This window comes from Micromonospora sp. RP3T, from assembly GCF_003027925.1.
GTDB lineage: Bacteria > Actinomycetota > Actinomycetes > Mycobacteriales > Micromonosporaceae > Micromonospora.
The window spans coordinates 14,725-29,969 of record NZ_PYPS01000061.1; the positions used below are offsets into that span (position 1 = coordinate 14,725).

A 15,245-nucleotide genomic window follows, 5' to 3' on the forward strand; every position below is an offset into this window, starting at 1 on the left:
AACTGCACGGGGTGGGGTGGCGCGGCGAATGCGCCTGCCGGCACCCGCCGGCAAGCGTCCGTGGCGGCCCCGCCCGGGTCAGGGGCGGGGCGTGGTCAGCGGTGGCCCTCCGGGCGCTGCCGCCAGCGGTCCTCCATCCGATCGAGGAAGGAGCCCCGGCGGCCACTGCGGCCACGGGGACGACGCCGACTTGTCGTTGTGCCGCCCACCACGTGCAGGTCGGGCGACTGGGACCGGCGGTGCGACTGCACCGCGTAGCCCAACGAGGCCAGCATGACGACGAAGCCCGCCACGGCCACCGCAGGAATCTTGATCACGGCACCGTAGATCAACAGTGCCAGACCAGCGACGACCACGCCGGCAGCGACGAGCACGCGACGCCGCGCGTGGAAACGCGGGTCGCTGGCGCGCACGGCCGAGGCGAACTTGGGATCCTCGGCAAGCGACCGCTCGATCTGCTCGAACAGCCGCTGCTCGTGCTCCGAGAGCGGCACGGCACTCCTCCCCGGTCACGTTGGTCGGCCCGGTCGGGCCGACAGACCGTGGCAGCCAACCGGCTGCTTACCCGCAAGTCTACGAGGGGGCTCGCGCGTCGGAAAGCGGGACGACCTACGGCCGGGTCGGTTTTTCGACTTGTCGTGGATCGCGCCGGCCGAGAAGACTGGCCGGACCTATGACGGACCGCCCGAAACGGGCGGCCGCCGCGTCCGCCGCCGCTTCCGCCTCCCGCCACCCCCGCTCCGGCGCACCCAGGGTGAGCTGCTGCGGCGTCTCCTCCGCCGCGGCCAACCCCTCCATCCGTACGCCGACCAGGCGAACCGCCTCGCCAGGGGCGAGCGCGAGCCAGAGCGCCCAGGCCGTGTCGAACATCTCCCGTGCGGTATCGGTCGGCACGCCGAGCGTGCGGGAACGACTGATCGTGCGGAAATCGGCGAACCGGACCTTCAGTGACACCGTGCGACCCACCTGACCGGCGGCCCGCAGCCGGGCGCCCGCCTTCTCGGCCAGGGCGAGCAGCGCGCGCCGGATCTCGACCGGGTCGGTGACGTCGGTGTCGAACGTGACCTCCGCCCCGATCGACTTCTCCACCTGCTCCGGGGAGACTCCGCGCGGGTCCCGCCCCCGGGCCAGCTCGTGCAGGTGCGTCGCGGACGCCTCGCCCACCGCCCGGCGCAGCAGACCGGTCGGCGCCTCCGCCAGGTCGCGCACCGTACGCAGGCCGAGCCGGCGCAACGCCTCCGCCGAGCGTTCCCCCACGCCCCACAGCGCCGACACCGGCAGCGGGTGCAGGAAGTCCAGCACCCGGTCGGCGGGCACCACGAGCAGGCCGTCCGGCTTGGCCCGGGTGGAGCCCAGCTTGGCCACGAACTTCGTCGGCCCCACCCCGACCGAGCAGGTCAGCCGCTGCTCGTCGGCCACCCGGCGACGGATCAGCGCGGCGATGGCCGCCGGTCGCCCGAACAGCCGGCGGGCACCTGCCACGTCGAGGAACGCCTCGTCCAGGGAGAGCGGCTCGACCAGCGGGGTGACGTCCCGGAAGATCTGCATGACCGCCCGGGACGCGGCCGAGTAGGCGGTGAAGTCGGGCGGCAGGTAGACCGCGCCCGGACAGAGCGCCCGGGCCCGGGCGGTGGGCATCGCGCTGCGGACCCCGAACTCCCGGGCCTCGTAGCTGGCGGAGCTGACCACGCCGCGTGGCCCGACGCCGCCCACCACCACCGGCCGGCCACGCAGCTCGGGGCGGCGACGCACCTCCACCGAGGCGAAGAACGCGTCCATGTCGACGTGCAGGATGGAACAGCCGGTATCGTCGGCGTCCGGCCCGAAGCGCGGGTCACCGCCGCCCCGGGGCAACGACTGGCTGCGGCCCATGCCCCGCAGGCTAGCCCGCCGGTCCGACAACCCCACCGGTCAGCCCCGTCCGGCCGGGCGCGGCCGGACCGGTCAGCCCCGGACCACCAACAGCGGGACGGTCATCTCCGCGGCGGTGTCCGCGCCGTGGTACGCCACCAGCCGCGACACCATCGGCGGCTCGGACCGGGTGGCGACCACCGCGTACGTGTCCCGGCAGACCACCACCACGTCACCGATCCGGGCCAGGTGCGCCTCCGGCACCGGCCCGAACCAGCCGGTGGCCACCGCCTCCGCCCGGGTCAGCACGTCGGCCGCCCCGCCCAGCACCCCACGCCAGGCGGCCACCACGTCGGCCTCGGCGCCCGGCTCGACGTGCAGGTAACGGACCCGGGGCTCGCCGGCCACCACCCGCACCCCGGCCCGTAGCCGGGGATCGGCGTCCAGGTCGATCCGGTGCCCGACGGGAATGTCGAGCTGGCCGTGGTCGGCGGTGACCAGCAGCGCGGCGTCCGGCGGCAACCCGTCCAGCAGGCGGGCCAGCAGCGCGTCCACCTCGGTGGCCGCCGTCCGCCAGGGCCCGGAGTCGACGCCGCTGAGGTGCCCGTGCCGGTCCAGGTCGGGGTGGTAGCCGGAGACCAGCGTGGGCCCTGCGCCGGCAGCCAGCGCGGTGAGCATCCGGGCGGCGAGCGCGTCGATCCCGGCCGCGCCCCGGTAGTCGCCGCCCCGGTTGGCGGCCAGCGTCAGGCCACTGCCGGCGAACTCGGGGCGACTCACCACGGTCACCGCCACGCCGGCGGCGCGGGCCCGCTCGTACCAGGTGGGGACCGGTTGCCAGCGGACCGGGTCGGGGTCGCCGGCCCAGTCGACGTGGGTCAGCACCCGGTCGGTGCCGGGCACCCGGACCGTGAAGCCGAGCACGCCGTGCGCGCCCGACGGGGCGCCGGTGCCGAGGCCGACCAGGCTGGTCGGGGTGGTGGAGGGGAAACCCACGGTGAGCGGCGTGCCGGTGGTGGCGGCCAGCCCGGCCAGCGTCGGCGCGTACCGGGCGGCGGTGGGGATCTGGTGCCAGCCGAGGCCGTCGACGAGCAGCACGGCGAGCCGGCGGACCCCGGCGAGCCGGGGCGTCAGGTCGAGCCGGTCGACCGCGCCGGGCACGCCGAACAGCGACAACGCGCTGGGCAGCACGTCGACCAGGCAGCCGCCGTCGTAACGGGGCGCGACCCGGTCCAGTGGGGCCGGGACCGGGCCGGTCATGCCGGGCGGCGGGCGAACAGGTGCAGTTGGGCGGCCAGGTCCCGGTACGGCGACCGACCGGCCAGGGCCCGTTCCAACTCCACCAGGGCGGCCGGCTGACCGTCGGCCACGGCGGCCGGCAACAGGTCGGCGAGCACGCGTACGCCGTGGATCTCCTCGACGACGAGCCCGGCGGCGGTGAGCAGCGCGGTCGCGCCGTCGGCGTCGTAGCGGCGGCGCAGCGTGTCCCGGCCCCCGGCGGTGCCGTCCGGGTCGGCGGCGAGCGCGGCGGCGGCGTCGAGCTGCCCGTTCATCGCCCGGCCGAGCACCGCGGCGGCCCGCGCGGCGACCAGCACGCTGGCCGCGCCGCCGGGACGCAGCGCGGCGACCAGCGCCGCCGTCACCGGCTGCGGGTCGTCGACCACCTCCAGGACGGAGTGGCAGAGCACCAGGTCCACCGAGGCCGGTTCGACCAACCCGGCGAGCGCGTCGGCGTCGCCCTGCGTCGCGCGTACCCGATCGGCGACCCCGGCCTCGGCGGCCCGGCGGGTCAGCGCGGCGAGCGCGTCAGGGCTGGCGTCGACCACGGTGACCCGGTGGCCGGCCTCGGCGAGCGGGACGGCGAAGCCGCCGGTCCCGCCGCCGACGTCGAGCACGGCGAGCCGTTCGTCGGCCCGCCGGCTCAGCTCGGCCCGGAGCACCGACCAGATCACGGCGGTGCGGGGAGTGAGGGTTCGGGTCTGCTCCACCCCGCCGAGCCTAGGGGTCAGGACTCGCCGCCGCCGGCCGGGTCCTCCTCGGCGCGGGAGCGCTGGGCGTTGGCCACCGGGCCGTCGGTCACCTGGTGCTCGCGCGGCTCGATCTCGTGGGTGGGCGCCCACCCGGCGCCGAGCCGGGTCCGTCGGACGTTGGCCACGCCACCGGGGTACGTGCTGTGAAAGGTCATCTGGTTCATCCCCCATACCCGGGTGGGCCGCTCTGCCCACCCGTGTCCGGGAGTCTCCCGTGTCCGGCCCCGGGAAACCGTAATGTGGATCACTGCGGTCAACGGAAATCCCGGGACGCCGGCGTGACGGGCGGCTCGATCGCGTCCAGCCGGTCCGCGGTGAGGTTCGTGACGCCCTCGTGCCGCTGCAACCGGCCCCGCACCACCAGCGCGCCGCTGGTGCGGGCGATTCGACGGTAGCGCTGCCACAGCCCCGGCGAACACGTGACGTTGAGCATGCCGGTCTCGTCCTCCAGGTTGAGGAACGTGACCCCGCCGGCGGTCGCCGGCCGTTGCCGGTGGGTGACGATTCCGCCGACCCGGATCCGCTGCCCGGGCGGCACCTGGCCGAGGCGGGCGATCGGCACCGCGCCCAACGCGTCCAGCCGGCCCCGGATGAACCGGGCCGGGTGGCTCTCCGGGGACAGGCCGGTGGCCCAGACGTCGGCGACCAGCCGGTCCACCGCCGCCATGCCGGGCAGCGTGGGCGGGTCCGCGCCGGTCACCGTGCCGGGCAGCCGACCGGGCCGGTCCTGGGCCGCCGCGCCGGCGGCCCAGAGCGCCTGCCGCCGGGTCAGCCCGAAGCAGGCGAACGCGTCCGCGGTGGCCAGCGCCTCCAGCTGCGCGGCGGTCAGACCGGTCCGCCGGGCAAGGTCCGGCATGTCCCGGTACGACCCGTGCGCGGCCCGCTCCGCCTCGATCCGCTCGGCCGCGTCGTCGCCGAGGGTACGGACGCTGCCCAGCCCCAGCCGGACCGCCGGGCCGCCCAGACCCCAGGCGTGCGGCGGCTCCCCCGGCAGGCTCCCCCACCGGGTCTCCGGCGTGGACTCCAGCACCGCCTTGGCACCGCTGGCGTTGATGTCCGGCCGGCGCACCTCCACCCCGTGCCGGCGGGCGTCGTCGGCCAGCGTCTGCGGCGAGTAGAAGCCCATCGGCTGCGCGTTGAGCAGCGCGGCCAGGAACGGGCCCGGGTGGTAGCGCTTCAGCCACGAGCTGGCGTAGACCAGGTACGCGAAGCTCATCGCGTGGCTCTCCGGGAAGCCGTAGCTGGCGAACGCGGTGAGCTTGCGGTAGACGTCGTCGGCCAGCTCACCGGTGATGCCCCGCTCGGCCATCCCGGCGTAGAGCCGGTCGGCGATCCGGGCCATCCGCTCCACCGAGCGTTTCGCGCCCATGGCCCGGCGCAACTGGTCCGCGCCGGCCGCGTCGAAGCCGGCCAGATCGATGGCGAGCTGCATGAGCTGCTCCTGGAACAGCGGCACACCGAGCGTCTTCTCCAACGCGTTGCGCATCAGCGGGTGCGCGTACGTGACCGGCTCCTGGCCGTTCTTGCGCCGGATGTACGGGTGCACCGAGCCGCCCTGGATCGGGCCGGGCCGGATCAGCGCCACCTCCACCACCAGGTCGTAGAACTCGCGGGGCTTGAGCCGGGGCAGCGTGGCCATCTGGGCCCGGCTCTCCACCTGGAACACGCCGACCGAGTCGGCCCGGCAGAGCATGTCGTAGACCTCGGGGTCGTCGAGCGTCATCCCGCCCAGGTCCAGGCTCATCCCGATCATGTCGTAGCCGTAGTGCAGCGCGGACAGCATGCCGAGGCCGAGCAGGTCGAACTTGACCAGGCCGACCGCGGCGCAGTCGTCCTTGTCCCACTGGAGCACGCTGCGGCCGGGCATCCGGCCCCACTCCACCGGGCACACCTCGATCACCGGCCGGTCGCAGATGACCATGCCGCCGGAGTGGATGCCCAGGTGCCGGGGGAACCCCGCCCACCTCCCCGAGCCGCCGGCCAACTCGTTCGCGTACGCGACCACCTGGTCGGGAATGTCCGCCACGTCGACCGCGGCGACCGAGCCCCACCTGTCGATCTGCTTGCTCCAGGCGTCCTGCTGGCCGGGTGAGAAGCCGAACGCCTTCGCCACGTCCCGCACCGCCGACCGGGGCCGGTACGAGATGACGTTGGCGACCTGGGCGGTGTGCTCCCGACCGTAGCGGGCGTAGACGTGCTGGATCACCTCCTCCCGCCGGTCGGACTCGATGTCCACGTCGATGTCGGGCGGGCCGTCCCGTTCCGGGGCGAGGAACCGCTCGAACAGCAGCCGGTGCCGGACCGCGTCCACGTTGGTGATGCGCAGGGCGTAGCAGACCGCCGAGTTGGCCGCCGAGCCCCGCCCCTGGCAGTAGATGTCCTGCTGCCGGCAGAACGTGACGATGTCGTAGACCACCAGGAAGTAGCCGGGGAAGCCCAGCTCGTCGATCATCCGCAGCTCGTGCTCCAGCTGCGCGTAAGCCTCCGGGTGCGCCTCGGGCGGGCCGTAGCGCTCCCGGGCGCCGTCCATGGTCAGCCGCCGCAGCCAGCTCATCTCCGTGTGCCCGGCCGGCACCGGGTACGCCGGCAGGTGCGGCGCGACCAGGTGCAGGTCGAACGCGAGTTCCGCGCCGAACTCGGCGGCCCGCGCCACCGCCCCCGGGTACGCGGCGAACCGCGTCGCCATCTCCGCGCCGCTGCGCAGGTGGGCGGTGGCCGCGGCGGGCAGCCAACCGTCGATCTCGTCGAGGCTGCGCCGGGCCCGGACCGCCGCCAGGGTGGTGGCCAGCCGACGTCGCCCCGGCGTGGCGTAGTGCACGTTGTTGGTGGCCACGGTGGGCAGCCCGGCGGCGGCGGCCAGCTCGGCCAGCGCGTCGTTGCGGTCGGCGTCGACCGGGTGGCCGTGGTCGGTCAGCTCCACCGCCACCGTCTCCGCGCCGAACAACGCGGTCAGCCGGTCCAGTTCCCGGGCCGCCGCGTCGACCCCGTCGGTGAGCAGCGCGGCCGGCACGTGCCCCTTGCGGCAGCCGGTGAGCACCAGCACGTGGTCCCTCAACTCGGCGGCGATCTGTTCCAGCTCGCCGTAGACCGGGCGGCCCTTCTCCCCGCCGCGCAACTGGGCCCGGGAGATGGTGGCGGCGAGGCGCGCGTACCCCTCGTGGCCGTGCGCGAGCACCAGCAGGTGCCGACCGAGCGGGTCGGGTTCGCCGTTCTGCGGGCCGGGCAGCCCGAGCGACAGCTCCGCCCCGAAGATCGTCGGCAGCCGCAGCGCGCGGGCCGCCTCGGCGAAGCGCACCACGCCGTAGAAGCCGTCGTGGTCGGTGACGGCGAGCGCGGTGAGCCCCAGCCGGGCCGCCTCCTCGGCCATCTCCTCGGGATGGCTGGCGCCGTCGAGGAAACTGAAGTTGGAGTGCGCGTGCAGCTCGGCGTAGGGCACCATGCCGTCCGGGCGGGTCAGCTCCGGCGGCCGGTACTCCGCACGGCTGCGGCTCCAGGCCGGGCCGTCACCGCCGTCGGCGTCGACCGCGAGCGGGTCTACCACGTGCAGGTGCCGCTCGCCCCGGGCATCCTCACCGTTCGCCCGCCCGGAGAGCACCCGCTCCAGCGCCGTCCAGGGCATCTTCGGGTTGTGGAAGCTCACCCCACGCTCCCTCGCCCGCTGCCTGCCGAGATCTTGGAAGACGCCGGCCCCCCGGAGGGCCGGCGTCTTCCAAGATCTCCCGTGCCGACCCGAAGGCCGACCCACGATTGCCTACGAACTTGATGGCACGGACGAGTCACGGCGACAGCGGGAGCAGCCGCCAGGGCGACAGCGACGGCAGGCACGGCAGCAGCCGGGCGCCGCGATCCGTTTACGCCATCAAGTTCGTAGCCTCCGGCGAGCGGAAGCCGCCCCGGCACGTCGGCTCGCCACCGGGCCGGGGCGGGCCGCTCAGTCATAGATGGCCTCCACCAGCCACTGCCCGCCCTCGACGGCGAGCAGCAGGGCCGTACCGTCGACCAGGCAGACCTGGAACCGCGCCCGGCGACGCGCCTCGGCCGGCGCCCACCAGCGCTCGTCCACCGGCCACGGGCCGACCCATCCGGTGATCTCGGCCGACCGACCGGTGCCCACGGTCAGCCGGGCCGGCGCCGCGCTGACCGCCAGCCGAGCGCTCACCACGACCGGTTCACCCGTCGCGTCGTGCACCTCGGCCGCCAGCGGGGTGGGCAGCACCACGGCCGGCGCCGGCGGCGGGATCCGCCCCGGCCACGGCGGCTCGGGCACCGCCCTGGCCCGGCCGGCCCCGCGACCGGCCCGCGCCACCCGGCCCGAATCGGCGGACCCGTCCGGCGCGGAGGCCGACTCGGCGGACGCAACCGGACCGACGGGCGGAACGGCGACCGGCACCGGACCGGCGGACGGAACCGGACCGGCGGACGGAACCGGACCGACGGACGGAACCGGACCGACGGGCGGAACGGACCGGTCCGGACCGGCGGACGGGACCGGCACGAGGCCCGGAGCCGGGATCGACAGGACGGCCGGGGCCGACACGACGGACGGCTCCGGCACCGTGGACGGGACGGATGACGCGGCACCCGGCGGCGGGAGGGCCGGCAGGGGTGGCGGGCCGGGACGGGCGGGCACCCGCTCGTCCCCCCACGGGACCAGACGCACCTGGTCGGCCGGGGAGCGCCCCCCGCCCAGGACGGCGGTGACCACCGCCTCGGGGCCGAGGATGCCCTGCACCCGGTTCAACGCGCGGTGCGCCCGCTCCCGCTCCGCGCCGGTCTCCCCCCACAGCCCCGGTTGCAGGCCGGCCTGGGCGAGCACCCCGTCCGGCACCAGCCGCAGCCGGATGATGCCGGCGGTCGGGCGGGCCGGGCGGGCCCCACCCCGGCCGTTGCTGCCGGAGAGCCATCCGTCGAGCTGCCAGCGGACCCGGTCGGCGATGGCCGCGGCGGTGAGCAGGCCGTCGTGTCGCCAGACCCGGTGCAGTTCCTGGCCGTGCGCGGTGACCGCCTCGATCCCGAGCCGGGTGCAGGCCAGCCCGTACGCGGCGAGCCGCTCGTGCAGTCGCTCGGCCAGCGTCCGCGCGGCGAACGCGGCGGCGTCGACCCGGTCGATCGGCTCGTCGTGCTCGGCGGTGACGGTCAGGTCGGCGGGTGGCTGCCGGACCGCGAGCGGTCGGTCGTCCCGCCCGGCGGCGAGCCGGTGTGCCAGCGCCCCGTCGAAGCCGAACCGGGCCAGGACGTCCCCGGCGGGCAGCGCGGCGAAGTCACCGAGGGTGCGTACGCCGAGGCGGCGCAGCAGGTCGACCAGGGCGGGCCGGCCGAGCGCCTCGACCGGCCGGGTGGCCAGGAACGCCGCGGTGCCGCCCGGGGGCACGATCCGCCCCTCCCGGGCGGCCAGGCCGGCCGCGAAGACCCCGTCGGCGATGCCGACCTGGCTCTCCACCGCGCAGCTCTGGGCCACGTGCTCGACGATCCGTTCGGCCGCCGCCTCCTCACCGCCGAGGTAGCGGCTCGGCCCCCGGGCGGCGGTCGCGCAGGCGCCGGGACGGATCACCTCGACGCCGGCGACCACCTCCTCGACGGCGGCGACCACCGGCTCGAACGCCCGTGCGTCCCGCCCGGGATCGTGGTCCACCACGGTGACCTGCGGGCAGCGGCCCTGGGCCTCCCGCCGGCGCAGCCCGCGCCGGATCCCCTCGGCCCGGGCCCGCTCGGAGCAGGCCACCACCCGGTTGGCGTGCAGCACCACGACCGGGTCGGTGGCGGGCACGCCGTCGACGATCTCGGCGGCGAGGACGGGCCAGTCCGGGCACCACAGCAGCAGCGCCCGCGCCGGGGCGCTCACGGCCCGGCCACCGGGGCGACCACGCGCAGCCGGCGGCCCGGGGCGGCGGGGACGCCGGACCCGACCGAGCGGGGGATCACCCGGGTCAGCTCGTCGCCGGGCAGCCACACCTTGATCTCCTTGGGCCGGGCGGCGGCGCCCCGGCCCCGGGCCGAGACGGTCACCTCGCGGCGGCGCAGCCGGCCACGCCCCGGCCCGAGCCCCTGCCAGACGCCCCGGACCACCTGGAGCGTCACGTCCGCGCCGTCCCAGCGGCCGTACGGGACCAGCACGCTGCCACGTTGCCGGGCCCGGGCGGCCAGCCGGGCGGAGACCGAGGCGGAGACCGCGGCCGGCACGGCGGTGACCACCACGTCGACCCCGTCGATGAGCGCGGCGACGACGGTGGGCCACTCCGGCCCGGGATCGGGCACCAGGGCGAGCCGGTCCAGGGCGATCCCGGCCTCGGCCGCCGCGCCGGCCCCGAACGTGGGCACGCCGACCACGGCGCACCACGAGCCGGCCCGGGACGCCTCGGCGAGCAGCGCGAGGATCAGCGAGGTGGCGCCGCTGTGCCGAGGTCGGCCGACGCCGACCGCGACGGTGCTGCCGCGTCGCAGCCCACGGTTGGGCAGCAGCCCGGTCAGCTCGGCCCGGACGGGGAGCACCCGGTGGCCACCGGCCGGGTCGGGCGCGCTCGCCGGACGCACCAGCTCGGCCAGGGCGGCGGAGCCGACCACCATGCGGCCCGCCATCGGACCAACCCCCCGTCGTGTTTTCGCCACGGGCCGGCCCGTGGTTGGTGCTGTGGATCATGTGGTGCGCTGGATCGGGTGGTGCGGCGTCCGGCCCCCCGGGTCCCGCCGATGGCGGCCGGACGCCACGACTTCAGGCGGCGGCCGACCCGGCTCGCGGCGCGGCGGCCGACCCGGCTCGCGGCGCGGTGTCGGAGCCGCCGAGGTGCAGGGGCCGGGGCAGGCCGTCGAGTGCCGGCTGGTGCGGCCGGCCGAGCGCGGTCTCCACCACGGTCACGAACTGTTCGGCGGCCCGGAGCAGGTCGTCGGCCTCCCGGGCGGTGACCACCCGGGGGATGCCGGCCTCGGCGGCGGCTCGCTTGCCGGCGCCGGCGGCGAAGTAGGCGGCCCACTCGTCCAGCTCGGGGGCGACGGTGGCGAGCAGCACCCAGACGCTGGTGATCCGGTTGCGCCGGGTGGGCGCGGGCCGGGCCCGGGCGGCCAGCACGGCGGCGGCGGCGCGCAGCGCCGCGAGGTGGGCGGCGGCGTACCGGAGACCGTCGGGGCGGGTGCGGGCGGCCTCGGCCAACCCCTCGCGGGCCACCGCGAGCAACTGGGCGGGGGTGCGGTGCGGCAGCACGTGCGCGGGCACCGTGGGCGCCTGGGCCGGACTGGTCGGCATGGGTCTCTCCTCCGCGTGTGGCCGGGGCGGGCGGTCGCGCGACGGGGGAAACCGTCGCCCGGTCGCCCGGAGCGGTCGGTGCGGAGGAAGACGCACCTCAAGGTGGCGGCCGGCCGGATGTGGACGCTTCCCCACACCCACACCCGGCCGGCGTGCCGGCGGGTCCGTCGCCCGCCGCCCGGGGGTCGTGGGCGGCGGGCGACGACCTGCCTGACGGGCCCGGACTCGCGACTGTCCGAAGCCCGGTGCGGCCCGCGGAGCCGCACCTTGTCCGGAAGTCGGCGCCGCGAAACACCGCTTCCGGAGCTGGGGAACGGGTGGGCGACCCGAGCGCGTGCGGAGCGGGTCAACCGCGACCCGCGTCAAACGCGATCCAATCGAACACTCGTTCTAACTACCCTGACAGTACACCTCCCCACCGACGAAAACGCAACGTGTGACGTGCCCGGACACGCCGGGCGGGCGGCCGGATTCCCAGCCGGCGCACAGCCGCGGCAAAGGCGGCCCGGAACTCGTCGGACCAGGGTTACCCCCATGAACGTCAGCCGTACCGAAAAGCCCTCCCGGTGACCGCCACCGTGGCCGGCCGGCGCACGGTGCGCCGCACCCCGCCGGCCGCCCCCGCCTGGTGGGCCGACGTCGCCGGCGGCCTCGCGGCGCTCAGCCTGCTGGTCGTCACCGCCCTCTGGACCGCCGACCGTGGCGTGCAGGAGCTGCTGGCCGGCGCGGCCCCCGGGCTCACCTCGCTCGGCCGGCTCACCGGCCTGGTCAGCGCCGACCTGATGCTGATCCAGGTGGTGCTGATGGCCCGGGTGCCCCTGCTGGAGCGTCGCTTCGGCCAGGACCGGATCGCCCGGTGGCACCGGCTGGCCGGTTTCACCTCGTTCCACCTGCTCCTGGCGCACGTGCTGCTGACCGTCCTCGGGTACGCCGGCACCGCCCGCCAGGGGGTGCTCGCCGAAGCCTGGGACCTGGTCGTCACGTACCCGGGGATGCTGTTGGCCACCGCGGCGCTGGCGCTGCTGGTGCTGGTGGTGGTCACCTCGGTCCGCGCGGCCCGACGGCGGCTGCGCTACGAGTCCTGGCACCTGCTGCATCTCTACGCCTACCTGGGCGTCGCGCTGGCGCTGCCGCACCAGCTCTGGACCGGCGCCGACTTCATCGCCTCGCCGCTCGCCCGCGCCTACTGGTGGACGGTCTACCTGCTGGCGCTGGCCAGCGTGCTGATCTGGCGGCTCGGCCTGCCGGCCTGGCGCTCGCTGCGGCACCGGATCGAGGTGGCCGCGGTGGTACCCGAGGCCCCCGGGGTCACCTCGGTCTGGTTGCGCGGGCGGGACCTGCACCGGCTGCCGGTCCGGGCCGGGCAGTTCCTGCTCTGGCGGTTCCTGGACGGGCCGGGCTGGTCCCGGGCCCACCCGTACTCGCTGTCCGCGCCGCCGCGCGGCGACCTGATGCGGATCACGGTCAAGGACCTGGGCGACGACAGCGCCCGGGTGTCCGCCCTGCGCCCCGGCACCCGGGTGCTGATCGAGGGGCCGTACGGGCGGCTCACCGGGCAGCACTGGCGGGGCGGCGGGATCACCATGCTGGCCTGCGGCGTCGGCCTCACCCCGCTGCTGGCGTTGCTCTGGGAGCTGCCGTACGCGCCGGGGCAGGCGGTGCTCGCCTACCGCGCGCGTACCGGGGAGGACCTGGCCTTCGCCGCCGAGCTGGACCGGCTCGTCGCGGAGCGCGGGCTGGTGGTGCACCACCTGGTCGGCCCCCGGGCGGCGCGGCCGTCCTGGCTGCCGGCGTACGCCGAGGGGCTCGCCGAGGCCGAGGCGTTGCGCCGGCTCTCCCCCGACGTGGCCGAACACGACGTCTTCCTCTGCGGCCCGGACGGCTGGGTCGACGCCGTCCGCGCCGCGACCCGCGCGGCCGGAGTGCCCGACGCGCACGTCCATCACGAACGTTTCGCCTGGTGACAGGCGCGAAGGGAGGATCCGTGCGACGGATCACCATCTGGCTGCTGTCCACCGTGGCCGCGGTGGTGCTGCTGTTCAGCTACCGGACCAGCACCATGGGCGCCGGGGAGACCGGGTCGGTCGCGGCCGGGACCGACCCGGGTGGCGGCTCGTGGAGCGGCACGGACGGCGGCACCGGCGCCGACCCGTCCGCCGGCGGCGCCACCACCGACGGCGGCACCGGTAGCGGCGGCGACAGCGGCAGCGGCGGCGACAGCGGCAGCGGCGGCGACAGCGGCAGCGGCGGCGACAGCGGCAGCGGCGGCGACGACAGCGGCACGGCCACCGGCTCCGTGGCGCAGACCCGGTGGGGGCCGGTGCAGGTGAAGATCACCGTCTCCGGCGGGAAGATCACCGACGTCACCGCCGTGCAGGTGCCCGACGGTAACCGGCGGGACCAGGAGATCAACGACTACGCGGTGCCGATCCTGCGGCAGGAGGCGCTCGCGGCGCAGAGCGCCCGGATCGACAGCGTCTCCGGAGCCACCGTCACCAGCGACGGCTACCGGGAGTCGCTCCAGTCCGCCATCGACGCGGCGCACCTCGGATGAGCGACCGGCGGGCCTGGGTGGCGCAGGTGATGGGGCTGCCGGTCAGCGTGCACCTGCGCGGCCCGCGGGTGCGTACCGGGACGGTCGAGGAGCGGGTGGCCCGGCTCTTCGCCGAGCTGCGCGCGGTCGACGCGGTGTTCAGCACGTACCGGCCGGACAGCGTGCTGGGCCGCCTGCGCGGTGCGCCGCCCGGTCCGGCGGCCACCGCCGACCCGCTGGTGCGCGAGGTGGCCGGGCTCTGCGAGACGGCCCGCGTACGGACCGGCGGCTGGTTCGACGCCCGCCGCCTGCCGCTGCCCGGGGGCGGCACCGGCTACGACCCGTCCGGCCTGGTCAAGGGCTGGGCGGTGGAACGGGCCGCCCGGCACCTGACCGACCTGACCGACCACGACCTGTGCCTGAACGCCGGCGGGGACGTGCTGCTGCGGGCCGGGCCGGGCCGGCCGGCCTGGCGGATCGGGATCGAGGACCCCGACCGTCCGGACCTGGTGCTCGACGTGGTCGAGCGGGCCGCCGGCGCGGTCGCCACCTCCGGCACCGCGCGGCGCGGCGCGCACATCACCGACCCGCGCGCCGGGCGGCCGGCCGAGGCGGTCAGGTCGGTCACCGTGGTCGGTCCCGACCTGCTCTGGGCCGACGTGTACGCGACCGCGGCCGTCGCCCGCGGCGCGGACGCGCTGGACTGGCTGGCCACCCTGGACGGGTACGCGGCCCTGCTGGTGGACGCCGCCGGCCGGGTCCGGGCCACCCCGGGCTGGCCCGGCTCCCGGGCCGTATCTTCTCCGCTGACGGACGGATGCCGGGGAGGATGAACTCGTGGGGACCGGTGAGGTCGACAAGAAGCGGCTGTTCGAGTTGCTCTGGGGCGCGCCCGTCGGGCCCCGGCGCGGGCCGCGTCCCACGCTCTCACCCGCTGTCGTGGCCCGCGCCGGCATCGCCGTCGCCGACGCGGACGGGCTCGACGGGCTGACCATGCAGCGGGTCGCCGAGTCGCTGGCGGTGACCAAGATGGCGCTCTACCGCTACGTGCCGGGCCGGGCCGAGCTGGTCGCCCTGATGCTGGACGCGGCGCTGGGCGAGCCGCCCCCGGCCCCGGCCGTCGACCCGGCCGCACCCGACGTTCCGGCGCCGGGGGCGCGGGGTGAGCCGACGCCGGCCCTGGGCCCCGACCGGGCCGCGCCCGGTGTTCCGGCGCCGGTCGGGGCGGGCTGGCGCGGGCAGCTCGACGACTGGACCCGGCGGCTGGTCGAGCGGTTCCGCCGGCATCCCTGGGCGCAGGCGGCAGCCGTCGGCGCGCGGCTGCCCGGCCCGAACGAGCTGGCCTGGGTGGAGCGCGTCGTCGCCGCGCTCGCCGGCACCGGGCTCACCGCGTCCGAGCGGCTCGACGTGGCCACGCTGCTGGTCGGGCACGCCCGCAACCTGGCCGGCCTCCCGCCCGGGTCCGGCCGGGAGGCGGCGTTCGGCGCGCTGGTGCACGGCCGCGAGGACCGCTTCCCGGCCCTCGCCGCCGCCCTGTCCGACCCCGCCCCCCGACCCGACCCCGCCCCCCGGTCCACCGCCCCCACCCACGACTCCC

General features: G+C 76.5%; 13 protein-coding genes. 4 read left to right on the forward strand and 9 right to left on the reverse strand.

The features are described from left to right. Positions 1-95: 95 nt before the first annotated feature. The 9 genes from C8054_RS30495 to C8054_RS30535 all read right to left on the reverse strand — a co-directional run bounded on the left by C8054_RS30495 (position 96) and on the right by C8054_RS30535 (position 11,115). Positions 96-494 carry a DUF3040 domain-containing protein gene (locus C8054_RS30495; protein ID WP_107162615.1) on the reverse strand — a complete coding sequence of 133 codons (399 nt, stop codon included), beginning with the start codon at positions 492-494 and terminating at the stop codon, positions 96-98. 115 nt (positions 495-609) lie between these two features. Beyond that, entirely contained in the window at positions 610-1,872 is a 1,263-nt protein-coding gene (locus tag C8054_RS30500; RefSeq protein ID WP_107162616.1) for a DNA polymerase IV, read from the reverse strand. A 72-nt stretch (positions 1,873-1,944) separates the two neighbouring features. Continuing rightward, a complete protein-coding gene (locus C8054_RS30505) occupies positions 1,945-3,108 on the reverse strand; it encodes an alkaline phosphatase family protein (protein ID WP_107162617.1) in 1,164 nt (387 codons plus the stop codon). Next, entirely contained in the window at positions 3,105-3,836 is a 732-nt protein-coding gene (locus tag C8054_RS30510; protein ID WP_107162618.1) for a methyltransferase domain-containing protein, read from the reverse strand. The genes C8054_RS30505 and C8054_RS30510 overlap by 4 nt, the downstream gene beginning before the upstream one ends. A 17-nt stretch (positions 3,837-3,853) precedes the next feature. Further along, entirely contained in the window at positions 3,854-4,033 is a 180-nt protein-coding gene (locus tag C8054_RS30515) for a hypothetical protein (RefSeq protein WP_107162619.1), read from the reverse strand. A gap of 98 nt (positions 4,034-4,131) precedes the next feature. Continuing rightward, positions 4,132-7,518 carry an error-prone DNA polymerase gene (locus C8054_RS30520; protein WP_107162620.1) on the reverse strand — a complete coding sequence of 1,129 codons (3,387 nt, stop codon included), beginning with the start codon at positions 7,516-7,518 and terminating at the stop codon, positions 4,132-4,134. Positions 7,519-7,809: 291 nt separating this feature from the next. Beyond that, positions 7,810-9,720, reverse strand: a complete 1,911-nt coding sequence (locus C8054_RS30525) for a DNA polymerase Y family protein (protein ID WP_107162621.1) — start codon at positions 9,718-9,720, stop codon at positions 7,810-7,812. Beyond that, entirely contained in the window at positions 9,717-10,454 is a 738-nt protein-coding gene (locus C8054_RS30530; RefSeq protein ID WP_107162622.1) for a hypothetical protein, read from the reverse strand. Before C8054_RS30530 ends, C8054_RS30525 begins: the two co-directional genes overlap by 4 nt. A 133-nt stretch (positions 10,455-10,587) precedes the next feature. Then, positions 10,588-11,115 (reverse strand): SAV_6107 family HEPN domain-containing protein, encoded by a 528-nt coding sequence (locus C8054_RS30535; RefSeq protein ID WP_107162623.1) that lies wholly within the window; start codon positions 11,113-11,115, stop codon positions 10,588-10,590. Positions 11,116-11,681: 566 nt separating this feature from the next. Here C8054_RS30535 and C8054_RS30540 point away from each other — a divergent pair. The 4 genes from C8054_RS30540 to C8054_RS30555 form a co-directional block, all read left to right on the forward strand. After that, the gene (locus C8054_RS30540) at positions 11,682-13,079 is read left to right on the forward strand and encodes a ferric reductase-like transmembrane domain-containing protein (RefSeq protein ID WP_107162624.1); all 1,398 of its coding nucleotides are present in this window, start codon (positions 11,682-11,684) and stop codon (positions 13,077-13,079) included. A 20-nt stretch (positions 13,080-13,099) separates the two neighbouring features. Continuing rightward, on the forward strand, positions 13,100-13,669 hold the full coding sequence (locus tag C8054_RS30545) for an FMN-binding protein (RefSeq protein ID WP_107162625.1): 570 nt from the start codon (positions 13,100-13,102) through the stop codon (positions 13,667-13,669). Further along, positions 13,666-14,481 carry an FAD:protein FMN transferase gene (locus tag C8054_RS30550; protein WP_107162626.1) on the forward strand — a complete coding sequence of 272 codons (816 nt, stop codon included), beginning with the start codon at positions 13,666-13,668 and terminating at the stop codon, positions 14,479-14,481. The genes C8054_RS30545 and C8054_RS30550 overlap by 4 nt, the downstream gene beginning before the upstream one ends. Before the next feature lie 4 nt (positions 14,482-14,485). Continuing rightward, the coding region (locus tag C8054_RS30555) for a TetR/AcrR family transcriptional regulator (protein WP_233220248.1) at positions 14,486-15,245 on the forward strand (760 nt) is incomplete at its 3' end.